The organism is Agathobaculum butyriciproducens, from assembly GCA_003096535.1.
Lineage (GTDB): Bacteria > Bacillota > Clostridia > Oscillospirales > Butyricicoccaceae > Agathobaculum > Agathobaculum butyriciproducens.
In genome coordinates this window covers 530,401-544,831 of record QEKJ01000001.1, presented here as the reverse complement: position 1 = coordinate 544,831, position 14,431 = coordinate 530,401, and the positions used below count along the sequence as shown (strand labels likewise).

The following is a 14,431-nucleotide window of genomic DNA, read 5'->3' as shown; positions in this document are numbered from 1 at the left end:
GAGAAAAACCTCCTTGTTAACGCGATTTACGCCAATAGTATCTTTTGGGTAACTACACCACAATATTGTGCTTACTTTACAGATTGTCACTACGGCTTTATTATAGAATCACCGAAAGGGAAAAGCAATCCCAATATAGAAAAAGAAAATAAAATTTTCATGGAGGTATTTATCATGAGCAAGGTCGTAGAATTTCTGCAGGCAAATCCGGTACAGTATCTGGCAACCGTAGGCCGTGACGGTAAGGCAAAGTGCCGTCCGTTCATGTTCTCGGGCGAGATGGACGGCAAGCTGTGGTTCTGCACGAACAACACTAAGGACGTTTACAAGGACATGCGGAGCAATCCGGAGATCGAAATCTCGGTTTCCAGCCCGGAGTACGCATGGATTCGCCTGCACGGCAAGGCTGTTTTCGAGAACAACATGGCTGCCAAGGAGATGTGCATCCAGAACCCGATCGTCAAGAGCCAGTACGGCGAGGCGACCAACCCGATCTTTGAGGTGTTCTATCTCGAGGATGCACACGGCAGTATCGCTGATTTCTCCGGAAATCCGCCGTATCAGTTCTAAACAGTCCCAATCAGCCTGCAAAGAGCCTGCAGGCTGATTTCTTTTTCCCTCTGCACGAACTGAGTATTGAACTGACTGGCAGGAATAGTGTATACTAATATTCGGTTTAATAAGGGGGTAAAACAATGGATTTTATCAAGAAAAACGGCGCCGGAATGCTGCTGTGCCTGTGCATTGCGATTCCGGCGTGGCTGCTGGGACAGGCGGTGCCGGTTGTCGGCGGACCGGTATTCTCCATCCTGATCGGCATGGTGCTCACGCTGTTCTGGAAGAACAAGACCAAGGTGCAGCCGGGCATCGGTTTTACATCGAAAAAGGTGCTGCAGTACGCGGTTATCCTGCTCGGCTTCGGTCTTAACCTGTCCGAGATTGCAAAGGTCGGCGCACAGTCGCTGCCGATCATCGTTTCGACCATCAGCACCTCGCTCATCGTGTCGTTCGTGCTGTGCAAGGCGATGAAGGTGCCGTCGAACATCTCGACGCTGGTCGGTGTCGGCTCGTCCATCTGCGGCGGCTCAGCGATCGCGGCAACCGCTCCGGTTATCGGCGCGGACGATGAGGAGATCGCGCAGGCGATTTCGGTTATTTTTCTGTTCAACGTCATCGCGGCGCTGACCTTCCCGACGCTCGGCGGCATGCTCGGCATGACTGACCACGGCTTCGGTCTGTTTGCGGGCACGGCGGTCAACGATACCTCGTCCGTAACGGCAGCCGCTTCCGCGTGGGACGGCATCCACGGCAGCAATACGCTGGAAATCGCTACTATCGTCAAGCTGACGCGCACGCTGGCGATCATCCCGATCACGCTCGTACTGGCGCTGTGGCGCACCCACAAGGCCAAGACCGAGCAGAGCCAGGGCGGCGAAGCCTTCTCGCTCAAGCGCGCGTTCCCGATGTTTATCCTGTACTTCGTGCTCGCGTCCATCATCACCACGGTGTGCACCACGGTCGGCGTACCGGCAGGCGTGTTTACGCCGCTCAAGACGCTGTCCAAGTTCTTTATCGTTATGGCGATGGCGGCTATCGGCATGAATACCAATATCGTAAAGCTGGTCAAGACCGGCGGCAAGCCGATTTTCATGGGATTCTGCTGCTGGGTCGCTATCGCGTGCGTCAGCATCGCGATGCAGCACTTGCTCGGGTTCCTCTAAGCGAAAAGAAAAGCACAAAGGACTAATGTCCTTTGTGCTTTTCGCGTTTTTGCTGCTGTTTGAGTGCATAAAGCCGTTTGGCATCGGTCTGTTTGCGCGCACGGCTCCGGCGCTTGCGCACTTGCTTATTCTGCTCCTGCTGGAGCTGCAGCGCCTGCTGCGATTTGGTGCCGATGCCGACTTGCGCGGTCTGCCGTCCGGCTTCCCGCTGTGCCCGTTTGGGATTGCGGTGTGCAGGCTTTACGGCAGTCTCAACAGCCGGACTGAATTGCAATCGGTAGTAGTGCCGCAGCAGGTAAATCAGCAGCTCCGGCTCCTTCGGCTCTGCGCCGAAGGTTACCTTTGCCGCGAATAACCTGCCGTTTTCGATCCGCTCGAATACACCGACCCAGAACGGGTCCTCAAAAAATACGGTCAGTCTGCCAATTACTTTGTCCATTGTTTTTCCCTCCTGAAAAATAAATGAACAAAGAATGGACAACCCGGAGGGGCAGGTTACTTACCCTGCAAAAGCAGGACGGCCGGGCTACCTACCGGCTCTGGTGCACGGAGTGCACGTTGCGTTTTTATCTTTGCAGTTTTATTATAGCATGGAAATGCAGGATGCGGTTGAAGATTTTGATTTGCAGGTTCGATATGCCTGCCTCATAGCATAACAGAAGTCCCTGTACCATACAGCACAGGGACTTGAAAGAAAGAGAGATTTAGGCGTTTTCCATGATGGCCTTAACGGCGGTTGCGGTATCGGTCAGCGGGAACAGCTCATAGCCGACACGGCCGGTGTAGCCGCACTCCTCGAGGTGACGGATAACCTTCTTATAGTTGATCTCACCAGTGCCCGGCTCATGACGGCCCGGAGCATCAGCAACGTGGATGTGGCCGAACGTATCGCCGTAGTTGGAGATGGTATCGCAGATGCAGCCCTCGTTGATCTGCATGTGGTATACATCATACAGCAGCTTGAGACGCGGAGAGCCGATCAGACGAACGATTTCAGCGCCCATCTGGGTGGTAGCGAGGAAGTTGCCGACGTGGTCGGTGGTGATGTTCAGCGCCTCGAGGTTGAGGTTGATCTCTTCCTTCTCGGCCAGCTCAGCGCAGGCGAGCAGCGTGTCGTACATCGAGCACAGCTTTACGGTGTGGGACAGGTTGTCGTAGTGGTTTACTACAATGCCGCCGTCACCCAGTGCGTTGGAGTGGATGGTAACGCTGGCTGCGCCAACCTTCTTAGCCGCTGCGATGGACTCCTTCAGGTAGTCCAGATACTTCTGCTTGTGGGTCGGGTCTACGAGCGAGTAATCCGCGTCGCCGTTGAAGCCGGAAATTGCAATGCCGGCCTTTTCAGCAGCCTCGCGGGTCGCATCCAGATCGCGGATGCGCCAGTCCCAGAACTCTACGGCCTCAAAGCCGTCGTTCTTTGCAGCCTGGAAACGGTCGAGCCAGTCCAGCTCGGTGTAAAGGGTATCGATGCAAGCGCATTTTCTCAGTGCCATAATAAATTACCTCCAAATTTTCTTGTTTCGGTTGTCTTACTCTTGTAAATTGATGATACATCAAGCGCAGCGGATATGCAACGCTGTTTTCCCAAAATTATGCTCCGATGCCGAGCGGAGAGAATGCCAGATAAACCAGCAGCACGCACACGATAACGATCACGCTGACCAGCTTGCTGTACTTCCACGGGGTCAGGTCTACCGCGCCGACATCCTGCTGCACCCAAACCTCAGCGCCCTTGCTCTTGTTGCGGCGGTGCATGAGGTACATGATGAGCATCTCGAGCGGCCACAGGATAGATACGGCGTACAGGTAGTGGATGCTGCCCTCATTGCCGCCGAACAGCGAGTAGCTCGGGGACAGGAGCATGAAACCGCCGTAGCAGATGATGTGGAACACCATGATGAAGCGGGCGCTGTACTTGGGCAGGCAGTTGAAGAAGAAGCCGCCGAATACGCCGGACAGAACCGGCAGGCCAACCAGCATAACGAACGAGTCGAGGAAGGTCTTGAGACCGGCAGGGAAGAAGTAAACCATCGGACCGACGATCACGGAGAAGATGGCGAACACGATGCCGATGTTCTTGCCGACCGAAACCAGCTTGCTCTCGCTTGCATTCTTGTTGATGAATTCCTTGTAGATATCCATGGTGAACATGGTGTTGACCGAGTTGAGAACCGAGTTGAACGAGGACAGGATCGCGCCGAACATAACAGCGGCGAAGAAGCCCATGATTGGCTGCGGTACAACGCGGGTGATGAGTGCCGGGTAGGCATCGTCCATCATGGAAACCTGCGTGCCCTCGATGTTGAAGATCGCGTAAGCGATAACACCCGGCAGAGCGAGGAACATAAAGCCAAGGATTTTCAGGAACGCGCAGTAGAGTGCGCCCTTCTGTGCTTCCTTGAGGTTTTCAGCGGCGAGTACGCGCTGGATGAACGACTGGTGGGTACACCACGACTGGAAGCCGAGGAATACCAGACCGAGGAACACGGTCGGCCACGGAACGGCCGGTGCTTCACTCTGCGCCGGAGCGATAGAGTTGAGCATATCGGCGTGGTTGCGAACGAGGTAGCGCACGCCGTCCATGATGGCCACGCTGCTCTCGCTGCCGGAGGCATGACCGAGCACGTTGAGTGCCAGGAACGGGATCATCAGACCGCCGATCAGCAGGCCCACGCCGTTGATGGTATCCGATACTGCAACAGCCTTCAGACCGCCGAAGATAGCGTAAATCGAGCCGATGATAGTGATAAGGATACACAGGATAACGATGGACTGGAACTTGGTAATGCCGAGGATACCGGACAGATTGAAAATGTTTTCAAACACCAGCGAACCGGAGTAAAGGATTACCGGGATCTGCACGAACAGATACAGAATAATGTAAGCGATGGAGAACCACAGCTTGGTGGGTCGGTCGTAGCGCTCGCCGAGCAGCTGCGGGATGGTGGTGATGCCGCTCTTCAGGTAGCGCGGTGCGGCGAACAGCGCCAGCACGATGAGTGCGGTGGCCGCCATTACTTCGAACGCCATTGGACTCATGCCAATCGCCCAGGTCTGGCCGTTTGTGCCGACAAGCTGCTCTGCAGAAAGGTTGGTCAGCAGCAGCGAGCCTGCGATAACGACACCCGGCAGACCGCGGCCTGCCAGAAAGTAGCCGTCAGCGGTGGTCTGGTCATCGCCCTTGGTCTTAACATAGGAGATGACCGCAACTAAAATCGTAAAAATACAAAGGTTACGCAAGTGAATAACATTTTCTCTGTTCTAACTCCCTCAAATTTGCATAGAAAAACCGTTGGTGCATAGCGCACCAACGGTTTTAGCACATTGCTTAGACTGTGTGCGTGGTGTGAAAATTAAGTTGTGATTAAGCCTCGATCTCGGAGATCTTGACCGGACGGCCCTCGTGCAGAGACTTGGTAGCAGCAGCTGCCATCAGTACCGGATACAGACCGTCCTCGCCGGTAACCGGAGTCTCCTTGTCATTGATAACGGCATCTGCGAACGCCTGCATCTCGGCAACGAATGCGCCGGTGTAGCGGTCCCACATTACCTTGTAGGCTACGCCGTGTACAGCGCCGTCTGCGGTGGACAGAACAGCGGTGTTCGGGGTGTCGTTCTGGTCCTCGGCACAGCCTTCGGAGCCGAATACCTCAACGCGCTGGTCGTAACCGTAAACTGCCTTGCGGCTGTTGTCGATCACGCCGATCGCGCCGTTTGCGAACTTGAGGGTAACGAGCGCGGTATCAACGTCGCCGGCCTCACCGATGCCCGGATCGACCAGAACGGAACCAACTGCATTTACCTCGGTAACTTCGCTGCCTGCGAGGAAGCGGGCCATATCGAAGTCGTGGATCATCATATCGTAGAAGATACCGCCGGAAACCTTAACATAGGATACCGGAGGCGGCTCCGGATCGCGGGAGGAAATCTTGATGATGTTGACCTTGCCGACCTTGCCGTCACGAACCATGTCGTAAACTGCGCGGTGGTTGTGGTCGAAGCGGCGGCAGAAACCGATCTGCAGCTTAACGCCGGCTTCCTTGGCCGCGTTGATGGCAGCGTGAACCTTCTCCAGATCATAATCGATCGGCTTCTCGCAGAAGATGTTCTTGCCTGCGTGAGCAGCCTCGATGATGTACTTGGAATGGGTGTCGGTAGAGGAGCAAATCAGAACTGCATCGATCTCGGGATCGTTCAGAATGTCGTTTGCGTCCTTGGTGGTGTTCGGAATGCCGCAGGACTTGGCAAAAGCCTCGGTCTGCTCATTCATAAACGGGTCAGCGATGGTCTTGATCTCCATCTCCGGTACGAACATGGAAATATTCTTCGCATGTACCTTACCGATACGACCCGCACCGATAATACCTACTTTCATGGGTGTTCCTCCTTAAATGAACATTTGGAATAAAAAGAGAGGTTTGTATGAAGCGTTGGAGCGCGTTTCCATACATAGTTTCCGCCGCAGGCGGTATTAAATCGTGAAGGCGTTGCCTTCACAAAAAAACGCGGAGCATGTATCTGCGTTTTTTTACAAGTAAGAAAATCGGTGTGCCGCTGTGCGACACGCTGATTTTCGCCCGGGAATCATCCGCGGCAAAGCCGCGGTGTTTCCCATCTCCTTGAAATGCGTGCATTTCAAGGAATTATTTCAGCCAGTCTGCGAAGTTATCCAGACGAGCCTGTGCGTTGTCCTTGGTGATGATCTCGGTGCCGGTGTCTACGTCGCCGTACTCCTCGCCGTTCAGGATCTTCACGATGGTCTCAACTGCCTTGTAGCCGATGTCGAAGTTGTTCTGTGCAGCGGTCATGGTCAGCTCACCGTTCAGAACGGCTTCTACTGCGGACTTCTGGCCGTCAAAGCCGAGAAAGATGGTTTTTGCATAGTTCGGATTGTCCTTTGCGGTACGGGCAGCTGCCAGCGCCATATCGTCGTTGTTGGAGCAGATGATGGCAACGCCTTCCGGATACTTGCTCATGATGCCTTCCATCGCGGTTACAGCGAGGTCAGCAGTTGCGTTAGCGTACTGGGTCTCTGCATCAAGGAACTCGCCGCCGGCTTCGTTTACGCCTTCGCGGTAGCCTTCCATGCGGGCGGTGTTGGTTGCGTCACCCTGAACGCCTGCGATCTCGATGCACTTGATATCGGTCCAGCCGGCTGCCTTTGCAGCTTCAACAGCGGCCTTGCCGCCCTCCTTGGCTGCTTCCTTGTTGCCAGTGCCGACGAATGCGAGGCACTTGTCGGAATCAATGCGGGTATCGTATGCTACAACCGGCTTGTCGGTGTTTGCGATAGCGGTTGCAACAGCCTCGGACTGCAGCGGAGCGATCAGGTAACCGTCGTAGGACTCAACCGCAAGGTCGGTCTGGATGGTGTTGAGCTGCTCCTCGTAGTAGGTCTCAGCCGGAGGACCCTTGATGTCCAGGCTGACCTGATCCGGGTGCTCATCCTCATATGCCTCAGCGCCTGCCTGAACAATGTTCCAGAACTCGGCAGCGTTGGTCTTGAGCACCATGCTGATCTTGTACGGGCCGTCATGGGTGGAGGCGGTGTCGCCGCCGTCGGTTGCGGAAGAATCGGTGCCGCCGCCGCAAGCGGTCAGGCTGAGTGCGAGGGCGCTGGTGAGCAGGGCTGCTAACAGTCTCTTTTTCATAGTGTGTCTCCCTTTCTTTTTTCGTTTTTCTTCTCTTGTCTCTCTCTCAGCACTGTGCGATTGTGTGCTATGTGCTGTTTATGTGCTTATTATAGCGAGCGGGTACGAAAGTGTCAACAGGTAATTTGCCGGTGTGGAAATCGTTCGAATGAAAAAATGTCAAAATAAGCGGATAAAATGCGCGTAAAATGCGTATAAATCGAAAAATACAAAACAAATATGCGGGAAACAAGGGCAGTCACAAGGTTCGATGTGTGTAATTGTATATGTCGTACAAAGCACACATTCTGTGAAAAACACAGAATATCGCACATAGTTTTGAAAAAAATGAAAAATAGAGCATAAAGCACCGGATATATCGGAAAACTTGTGCCAAAAGCGGTATGTGCAAATGCACAGAAAGAAGGAAAGCACAGATCCTGTCTTCACAAAGCACAGAAATATGGTATAATAAGCACAGAGAAAAGAAACATCGCAAAGATGCAGGATAATATTAAAGAGTAATTACGAAAAGGTGAAGGACTATGAACAAAAGACCAACGATTCAAACGATTGCTGAGCTTGCGGGTGTTTCCCGCGGCACGGTAGACCGTGTATTAAATAATCGTTCGTATGTGCGCGCGGATGTGCGTGCGCGTGTGCTGAATGCCATTCAGGAGACCGGTTATCTTTCTCCGAAGGAGGCGCATCGGCAGGCCGCAGAGGCAAAGCTGCCGCTCAAACCTGTGCGTTTGGGTGTGCTTTTGCCAAACTGGAGCGGTCCGTTCCACGAGGATGTCCCGAGAGGCATTCAGGCTGCGCGTTCCGAGCTGGAAAAGCGCGATGTTGAGGTGCGTGTGTGCACTTGTGAAACAGATATTCCGCGCGAGACGATCGAGCTGCTGGACGAGCTGGTAAACTGGGGTGCGCAGGGCATCGCACTGTGTGCATTAAATGATATTTCGATCGAAGCACGCATCGGAGAATTGGCCGAACAGGGCATTCCGTGCATCACGTTCAACTCGGATCTGCCGAACAGCCGCCGTCTGTGCTTTGTAGGTCAAAATTACACACAAAGCGGCCGTATTGCCGCCGAGCTGCTCAGCAAGTGCGTGCCGAAAAACGCGCGTGTGCTGGCGATGGCGGGTAATCTGGAGTACGATGGCCACCGCACCCGTTTAGACGGCTTCTGCGAGCATCTAAAGAAAAAGGGCTTCTCTTCCTCGCAGATCGAGATTGAGGAGACCTATAACGACTACCGTTTGACCTATAACCGCGTCACGGCGGCGCTGCAGTCAGACAATCCGCCGGCGGCCATCTATATGGCAAACCGCAGCGTTACCGGCTGCGTGGACGCACTCAAAGCTGCAGGCATGGATCAGCAGGTGCGTGTGATCGCACATGATATGTCGCCGCGCCGCAAGCAAATGCTGCTCGACGGCTCGCTTGATCTGACCATCACACAGGATCTGTTCCGGCAAGGCAGCCAGCCGCTGCGCCTGCTCGCAGACCTGCTGCAGAAGAATATTCAGCCGGAAAACAGTAATAAGGGTTCGGAAATTTCCATTATCTGCGCACAGAATATCGAATAAATAAGCGAAACGGCACAGCGTTGGCTGTGCCGTTTTTCTGTCTCTTTTTGCACCGAATAGATGGGGTACGCGAACTGCGCAGGCGTGTTCGTTCCTAACGGGCGGGGAGTTTTTCACTGAATCTCAGCGAAAGAGTTGCGCTCTGCGGAGCGCGGGAGAGTGCGGCACCCGCCGCAGGGGCAAAAAGGAAGGAACACCTGCGGTTTCCCTTCCTCTTTGAACTCCTGCCTTTCCCTTGTTAGATAGTCTGGCGAAAATCGGAGAGCGGTGACCGCTTCGAAAAAGGGGGAACGGCAGAGGATTTTTCTACCGTAGGGGAGCACAGTGTGCTCCCATTTCGTTACCTCTACGCAGTGCCGGATTCCTTGCTGCTACACAGGTGGTTCAATCAACGCAGGAGTGTTGCGCAACTTTTTCGCACGTTGTAACGCACGGCACCTACGAAGATAAATGGTATTAAATATCTAAATTCGCAGGTGCTGTCTATTATATAACGTGCCAACGAATTGTGCGGCACTATTATCCCCCAGGGGACCTTCTCTTGCCCTACGGGCAATTCACCTTGTGCCGCACCCAGCGTAGACTAACCGCATGTGTAGCAGTACGAAAACAGCTTGAGCGGCTAAGAAAAAGAAATGGGCGGACCCAAAGGTCCGCCCTGCGGAAGAGGAACCGTACGCTCGTTCCTTTATAGTCTCAGTTCTGAACAGCCGCCGTGCTATCCCAAAAGGGAAATGGGAGATTCACAAGAGGGTAAAAACCGTAGGTTGTTATCCTCTTGTGCCCTCAGCGGGAAGCGTTCATCTGCCATGCGAAATGGTCGCAATGCAGCAATTCCTCCGCTCTGTGCGAGCACGGCTCATCCAGATACTCACGGTACAACGCCTGAACCGCCGGATTTTCGTGCGAAAAACGCAGCGGTGCATTCTGATCGAGTCGGAACAAAACCTTGCCGCGGTCGGCGGCCTTTTCGCGGTCGGTGCCGTCCACCGGCTGACCGCCGCCGCCTGCACAGCCGCCCGGACATGCCATGATCTCCACAAACTCATAGTGTACCTCACGGCGCTGCAGCGAGTGCAGAAGCTGACGTGCGTTGCCCAGTCCGCTTGCTACCGCGCAGCGCACAGTCCGGCCTGCCAGCTCGAACGTCGCTTCGCGCCACGGCAGCGGAGAAATCGTGCCGTCGTCACGCACCTCGCGGAATGCATCCGGCGACGGATTTTCGCCGGTGGTGAGGAAGTACGCCGAACGCAGCGCGGCCTCCATAACGCCGCCGGTCGCGCCGAAAATAACGCCTGCGCCGGTGCCGTCGCCCAGCGGAGAATCAAACGCGGATTCCGCGATGTTTTCCACATCGAGGTGCTCGGCACGCGCCATGCGCGCCAGCTCTCGGGTGGTGATGACCAGATCGACATCGCTGCCGTGACCGGCCGAATCCATGCTCGGCAGCTCGCGCTCGGCCTTTTTTGCGATGCACGGCATGATGGAGATGCTGTAAATTTTGTCCGCATCCACGCCGAGGTTGTGTGCCAGCCAGGTCTTGCCGACCGCGCCGAACATCTGCTGCGGCGACTTAGCGGTGGACAGACGGCCGGTCATTTCCGGGAACTGCGACTTCAAAAAGCGCACCCAGCCCGGGCAGCACGAGGTAAACATCGGCTGATTGTCCAGATCGCCCGCCTGAAGACGCTGGAGCAGCTCGGTGCCCTCTTCCATGATGGTCAGATCGGCGGAAAACGTGGTGTCGAACACATAATCTGCGCCCAGCTTGCGCAGAACGGACACCAGCTGACCGACGGTTGCCTTGCCGGTCGGCATGCCGAAGGCTTCGCCCCATGCAGCACGCACGGCCGGAGCAATCTGCACAATGGTCACGCGGTCCGGATCGCCAAGCGCAGCATATGCCTTCTGCGTGTCATCGCGTTCGCGCAGAGCGCCGGTCGGACAGTGCGTGATGCACTGTCCGCACAGCGAGCAGTCCGCCTGCTTGATCACGCGGTTTCCCGAAACATCAATGGTGGTGCGCGCACCCGAGCCGCTGATATCCCAGACGGACAGCGACTGCACCTTGTCGCATACCTGAATGCAGCGCATGCACTTGATGCACTTGTTTACATCGCGGTAGAGCGGGAACGTGGTCGTCCAGTCTGCCTTTTTGCCGCGTGCAAGGTCGGTGGGGTAGGAAACACCCAGAATGCCCATATCGTTTGCAATCTTCTGCAGCTGGCAGGTGCCCGAGCGGATACAGGTCGCGCACTTGTTGTCGTGCTGCGAGAGAATAAGCTCCATATTGACGCGGCGCGCCTCGAGTGCACGCGGAGAATTGGTGCGGATGACCATGCCTTCACGCACAACGTTGTTGCACGAGGGAACCAGCTTGCCCTCGCCCTCGACCTCGACACAGCAGACGCGGCAGGCGGAGATTTCGTTCAGCTCTTTTAGGTAGCACAGGCTGGGGATTTCGATATCGACAGAGGCGGCGGCATCCAGAATGGTGGTGCCTTCCGGTACAGTCACCGGGATAGAATTGATCGTCAGATTTACCATTTAGAAGAACGCCCTCCCTTGAAAATACCGTAGCCGAAGTGGTCGCAGCGCAGACAGCGGGAGGTCTCCTGATGAACCTCCTGCTCGGTCATGCCGCACTTTACCAGATCAAAGTTGCCGACGCACTCCTCGGCGGGTCTGCTGCGCAGCTCGATGCGGCCGCAGGCCGGCATGTTGGTCAGATGCGGTGCCGGAATCTCAACATCGCTCTTGATAACGTGACGGAAGCCGAGGTGTGCGTCAATGTTGGCCGCAGCCACCTTGCCGGCGGCTACCGCGCGGATAACGGTCGCCGGACCGGTAACGGCATCGCCGCCCGCGAATACATGCGGGGTGTTCGGCACAAATGCGTCGGATTCGGCCTGAATCTTGCCGCGCACGACCGGAGCGATCTGCTCGAACGGCTTTGCGTCGATGGACTGGCCGATGGCTACGATAACGACATCGCACGGTGTGCGGAGCAGCGGCTGATCGGCATCGTAGGGACGCGGACGACCGTCCTTGCCGTAGGCGCCGATGACCTGCGGACGCGTCCACAGAGCGGTAACGCGGCCTGTTTCATCGGTCTCAATGTGATCGGGCGCCTGCAGCGAGAGAATCTGGCAGCCTTCACTCTGTGCTTCCTCGATCTCCTCTGCGAGTGCGGTCATATCGGTCACGCGCCGGCGGTAGACGCACGTTACTGCGGAGGCACCGAGACGGATTGCGGTTCGGGTTGCATCCATCGACACGTTGCCGCCGCCGATGACGCAGACGCGCTTGCCCTTGAAGTCCGGCACGCGGCCCTCGCCGATGTCGCGGAGCAGCTGCACCGCGGAGTGTACGCCGACTGCGTCCTCGCCGGGAATGCCAATCTTCTTGTCGTTATGCGCACCGATGGAGATGTAAACCGCATCGTACTGGTTCTCAATCTCAGCGAACGAAATATCGCGGCCGATGGAAACGCCGGTATGCACCTCAATGCCGGTGGACAGGATGAAGTCGATGTCCGCATCCAGCTTGTCCTGCGGCAGACGATAATCCGGAATGCCGTAGCGCAGCATGCCGCCGAGCTTGGGACGCTGGTCATAGACTACGACCTGGTGACCCATCAGCGACAGAAAATACGCCGCCGACAGACCGCCCGGTCCGCCGCCGATGATGCCGATGCGCTTGCCGGTCGAAGGTGCGGAATCCGGCGGCGTGGTGTTGTCCGCGTGGTCGCACGCGAAACGCTTGATGCCGCAGATGTTGACCGCATCGTCCACCATGCTGCGGCGGCAGTGTGCCTCGCACGGGTGCTCGCAGACATAGCCGCATACGGTCGGGAAGGGGTTGTCCTTGCGGATCAGGCGCACGGCGTCATTGTAACGGCCGGCACGCACGAGTGCAATGTAGCCCGGAATATCCACTCCGGCCGGGCACAGTGCCACACACGGCACCGGATGATCCCAGCCGAACAGGCAGCGGCCGCTCTCCACATGGGAGAGGTAGTCATCGCGAAAGCCCTGCACGCCCTGCAGAACCATGCGGGCAGCCTCATAGCCGATGGCGCAGTCCGCCGTATCCTGAATAACACGGGCGGTTTTCTCGATCAGGTCAATGGTCTCCGGTGTTGCGGTGGAGTCCAGCACCTGCTCGAGCAGAGTGGTCAACTGCCCCAGACCGATGCGGCACGGAACACATTTGCCGCAGGTCTGTGCATGGCACAGACGCAGGAACGACAGCGACATATCCACCGGACACAGACCCGGAGGACTGGCGCTGATGCGCCGCTCGATATCGCGGTACAAGCCGGCAATGACGGTCTCAGCCTTGCCCGGCGTTTCAATGGATAAACGACTCAAAAAAGTCCCCTCCCTTTCTTGTAGAAACATATTAAAATAATAGAACTTTTTGGCAGATAAGTCAATCGTAACTCAGCGATTTTGGAGAAAATACCAATAAAAAGCTGCTTATAGTGGCGGCTGGAGAACGGATATGCTATACTGACAGAAAAAGAGAAGGAGAGCGAAGCTATGCGCATCATCAATTTCGGTTCGCTGAATATAGATAAGGTATATCAGGTGGAGCAGTTTGTACGGCCGGGACAGACCATCACCGCGAAGGACTATGCCGTGGCTGCGGGCGGCAAGGGGCTCAACCAGTCACTGGCAGCGGCTCGAGCGGGCGCAGAGGTGCTGCACGCGGGCGCGATCGGCGCGGAAGGCCGCTTTATGGCCGATCTGCTGCGGGAATCCGGTGCGGATACCTCGCTGCTGCGCGAGGTGGACGGGCCGTCCGGACATGCCGTTATCGAGATAAGCGCCGCCGGTCAGAACCGGATTATCGTGTTCGGCGGCGCAAACCGAAGCATGACGAGCGAGTATATCGAGCGGGTGCTCGACACCGCGCAGCCGGACGACTGGGTGCTGCTGCAGAATGAGGTCAACCTCGTGCCGGAGATCATCCGCCGTGCGCATGAAAAGGGACTGCGGGTGGTGTTCAATCCGTCTCCCGTGCCGGAGAATACCGAAAAGCTGCCGCTTGCGTGCGTCAGCCTGTTTATGGTGAATGAAATCGAAGCGGCACAGCTTGCGGGAACGGATGCAAATGCAGATTTCGAGGATACGCTGACGGCTTTGCGGGCAAAATATCCGAATGCGTCGGTCGTTATGACCGTCGGCGCGGACGGTGTGCTGTATGATGGAGAGGAAGGTCGGTTTCAGCTTCCTGCATTTAAGGTAAAGGCCGTGGACACCACCGCTGCCGGAGATACCTTCTGCGGATACTTTCTTGCGGCGGTCAGCGCAGGGAAATCGGTGCAGACCGCACTGCAGGAGGCTTCGGCGGCATCCGCTCTCGCAGTCTCGCGCACAGGCGCGGCTCCCTCGGTGCCGACAGCAGACGAAGTACGGGAATTTCTGCGCAGGCACGCATAAATCATCGGAAACGGGGCAAACTGAATTTCCGAAAGGAGTGT

12 protein-coding genes are annotated in these 14,431 nt (G+C 56.1%); 5 read left to right on the top strand and 7 right to left on the bottom strand.

Annotated elements, in window-relative coordinates:
- The first annotated feature begins 174 nt into the window (after positions 1–174).
- Both C7386_RS02505 and C7386_RS02500 read left to right on the top strand, forming a co-directional pair.
- On the top strand, positions 175–570 hold the full coding sequence (locus C7386_RS02505) for a pyridoxamine 5'-phosphate oxidase family protein (RefSeq protein WP_110435505.1): 396 nt from the start codon (positions 175–177) through the stop codon (positions 568–570).
- Between the two features lie 125 nt (positions 571–695).
- Positions 696–1,721 (top strand): YeiH family protein, encoded by a 1,026-nt coding sequence (locus C7386_RS02500; protein WP_116704757.1) that lies wholly within the window; start codon positions 696–698, stop codon positions 1,719–1,721.
- Between the two features lie 22 nt (positions 1,722–1,743).
- On the opposite strand, the gene C7386_RS02495 is transcribed toward C7386_RS02500, so the two are convergent.
- Positions 1,744–2,160, bottom strand: coding sequence for a YjdF family protein (locus C7386_RS02495; protein ID WP_110435503.1), 417 nt, complete (start codon positions 2,158–2,160; stop codon positions 1,744–1,746).
- A 34-nt stretch (positions 2,161–2,194) separates the two neighbouring features.
- Between C7386_RS02495 and C7386_RS13360 the strand changes: the two genes are divergently transcribed.
- Positions 2,195–2,377 (top strand): hypothetical protein, encoded by a 183-nt coding sequence (locus C7386_RS13360; protein WP_165815437.1) that lies wholly within the window; start codon positions 2,195–2,197, stop codon positions 2,375–2,377.
- Positions 2,378–2,425: 48 nt separating this feature from the next.
- Here C7386_RS13360 and C7386_RS02490 read toward each other — a convergent pair whose 3' ends face one another.
- The 4 genes from C7386_RS02490 to C7386_RS02475 form a co-directional block, all read right to left on the bottom strand.
- Positions 2,426–3,214, bottom strand: coding sequence for a TIM barrel protein (locus C7386_RS02490; protein WP_110435502.1), 789 nt, complete (start codon positions 3,212–3,214; stop codon positions 2,426–2,428).
- Positions 3,215–3,311: 97 nt separating this feature from the next.
- Entirely contained in the window at positions 3,312–4,961 is a 1,650-nt protein-coding gene (locus C7386_RS02485) for a solute:sodium symporter family transporter (protein WP_165815436.1), read from the bottom strand.
- Between the two features lie 124 nt (positions 4,962–5,085).
- The gene (iolG, locus tag C7386_RS02480) at positions 5,086–6,096 is read right to left on the bottom strand and encodes an inositol 2-dehydrogenase (RefSeq protein ID WP_110435500.1); all 1,011 of its coding nucleotides are present in this window, start codon (positions 6,094–6,096) and stop codon (positions 5,086–5,088) included.
- Positions 6,097–6,364: 268 nt separating this feature from the next.
- Complete coding sequence (locus C7386_RS02475) at positions 6,365–7,372, bottom strand: sugar ABC transporter substrate-binding protein (RefSeq protein ID WP_110435499.1); 1,008 nt, start codon at positions 7,370–7,372, stop codon at positions 6,365–6,367.
- Between the two features lie 524 nt (positions 7,373–7,896).
- Between C7386_RS02475 and C7386_RS02470 the strand changes: the two genes are divergently transcribed.
- Positions 7,897–8,943, top strand: coding sequence for a LacI family DNA-binding transcriptional regulator (locus C7386_RS02470; RefSeq protein WP_110435498.1), 1,047 nt, complete (start codon positions 7,897–7,899; stop codon positions 8,941–8,943).
- Positions 8,944–9,729: 786 nt separating this feature from the next.
- Here the strand turns inward: C7386_RS02470 and C7386_RS02465 are convergent.
- Both C7386_RS02465 and C7386_RS02460 read right to left on the bottom strand, forming a co-directional pair.
- Positions 9,730–11,490, bottom strand: a complete 1,761-nt coding sequence (locus C7386_RS02465; protein WP_110435497.1) for a [FeFe] hydrogenase, group A — start codon at positions 11,488–11,490, stop codon at positions 9,730–9,732.
- A complete protein-coding gene (locus C7386_RS02460) occupies positions 11,484–13,316 on the bottom strand; it encodes an NAD(P)-binding protein (RefSeq protein WP_110435496.1) in 1,833 nt (610 codons plus the stop codon). Before C7386_RS02460 ends, C7386_RS02465 begins: the two co-directional genes overlap by 7 nt.
- Positions 13,317–13,487: 171 nt before the next feature.
- Here C7386_RS02460 and C7386_RS02455 point away from each other — a divergent pair, with 171 nt between their 5' ends.
- Positions 13,488–14,390 (top strand): ribokinase, encoded by a 903-nt coding sequence (locus tag C7386_RS02455; RefSeq protein WP_110435495.1) that lies wholly within the window; start codon positions 13,488–13,490, stop codon positions 14,388–14,390.
- Positions 14,391–14,431: the final 41 nt, after the last annotated feature.

What these genes read in the sequence shown, in the direction of transcription:
- C7386_RS02500 (WP_116704757.1), top strand. Translation starts at nt 696, where the DNA reads ATGGATTTTATCAAGAAAAACGGCGCCGGAATGCTGCTGTGCCTGTGC.
- C7386_RS02495 (WP_110435503.1), bottom strand. Translation starts at nt 2,160, where the DNA reads ATGGACAAAGTAATTGGCAGACTGACCGTATTTTTTGAGGACCCGTTC.
- C7386_RS02505 (WP_110435505.1), top strand. Translation starts at nt 175, where the DNA reads ATGAGCAAGGTCGTAGAATTTCTGCAGGCAAATCCGGTACAGTATCTG.
- C7386_RS02470 (WP_110435498.1), top strand. Translation starts at nt 7,897, where the DNA reads ATGAACAAAAGACCAACGATTCAAACGATTGCTGAGCTTGCGGGTGTT.
- C7386_RS02490 (WP_110435502.1), bottom strand. Translation starts at nt 3,214, where the DNA reads ATGGCACTGAGAAAATGCGCTTGCATCGATACCCTTTACACCGAGCTG.
- C7386_RS02465 (WP_110435497.1), bottom strand. Translation starts at nt 11,490, where the DNA reads ATGGTAAATCTGACGATCAATTCTATCCCGGTGACTGTACCGGAAGGC.
- C7386_RS02455 (WP_110435495.1), top strand. Translation starts at nt 13,488, where the DNA reads ATGCGCATCATCAATTTCGGTTCGCTGAATATAGATAAGGTATATCAG.
- C7386_RS02475 (WP_110435499.1), bottom strand. Translation starts at nt 7,372, where the DNA reads ATGAAAAAGAGACTGTTAGCAGCCCTGCTCACCAGCGCCCTCGCACTC.
- C7386_RS13360 (WP_165815437.1), top strand. Translation starts at nt 2,195, where the DNA reads ATGGACAACCCGGAGGGGCAGGTTACTTACCCTGCAAAAGCAGGACGG.
- iolG (WP_110435500.1), bottom strand. Translation starts at nt 6,096, where the DNA reads ATGAAAGTAGGTATTATCGGTGCGGGTCGTATCGGTAAGGTACATGCG.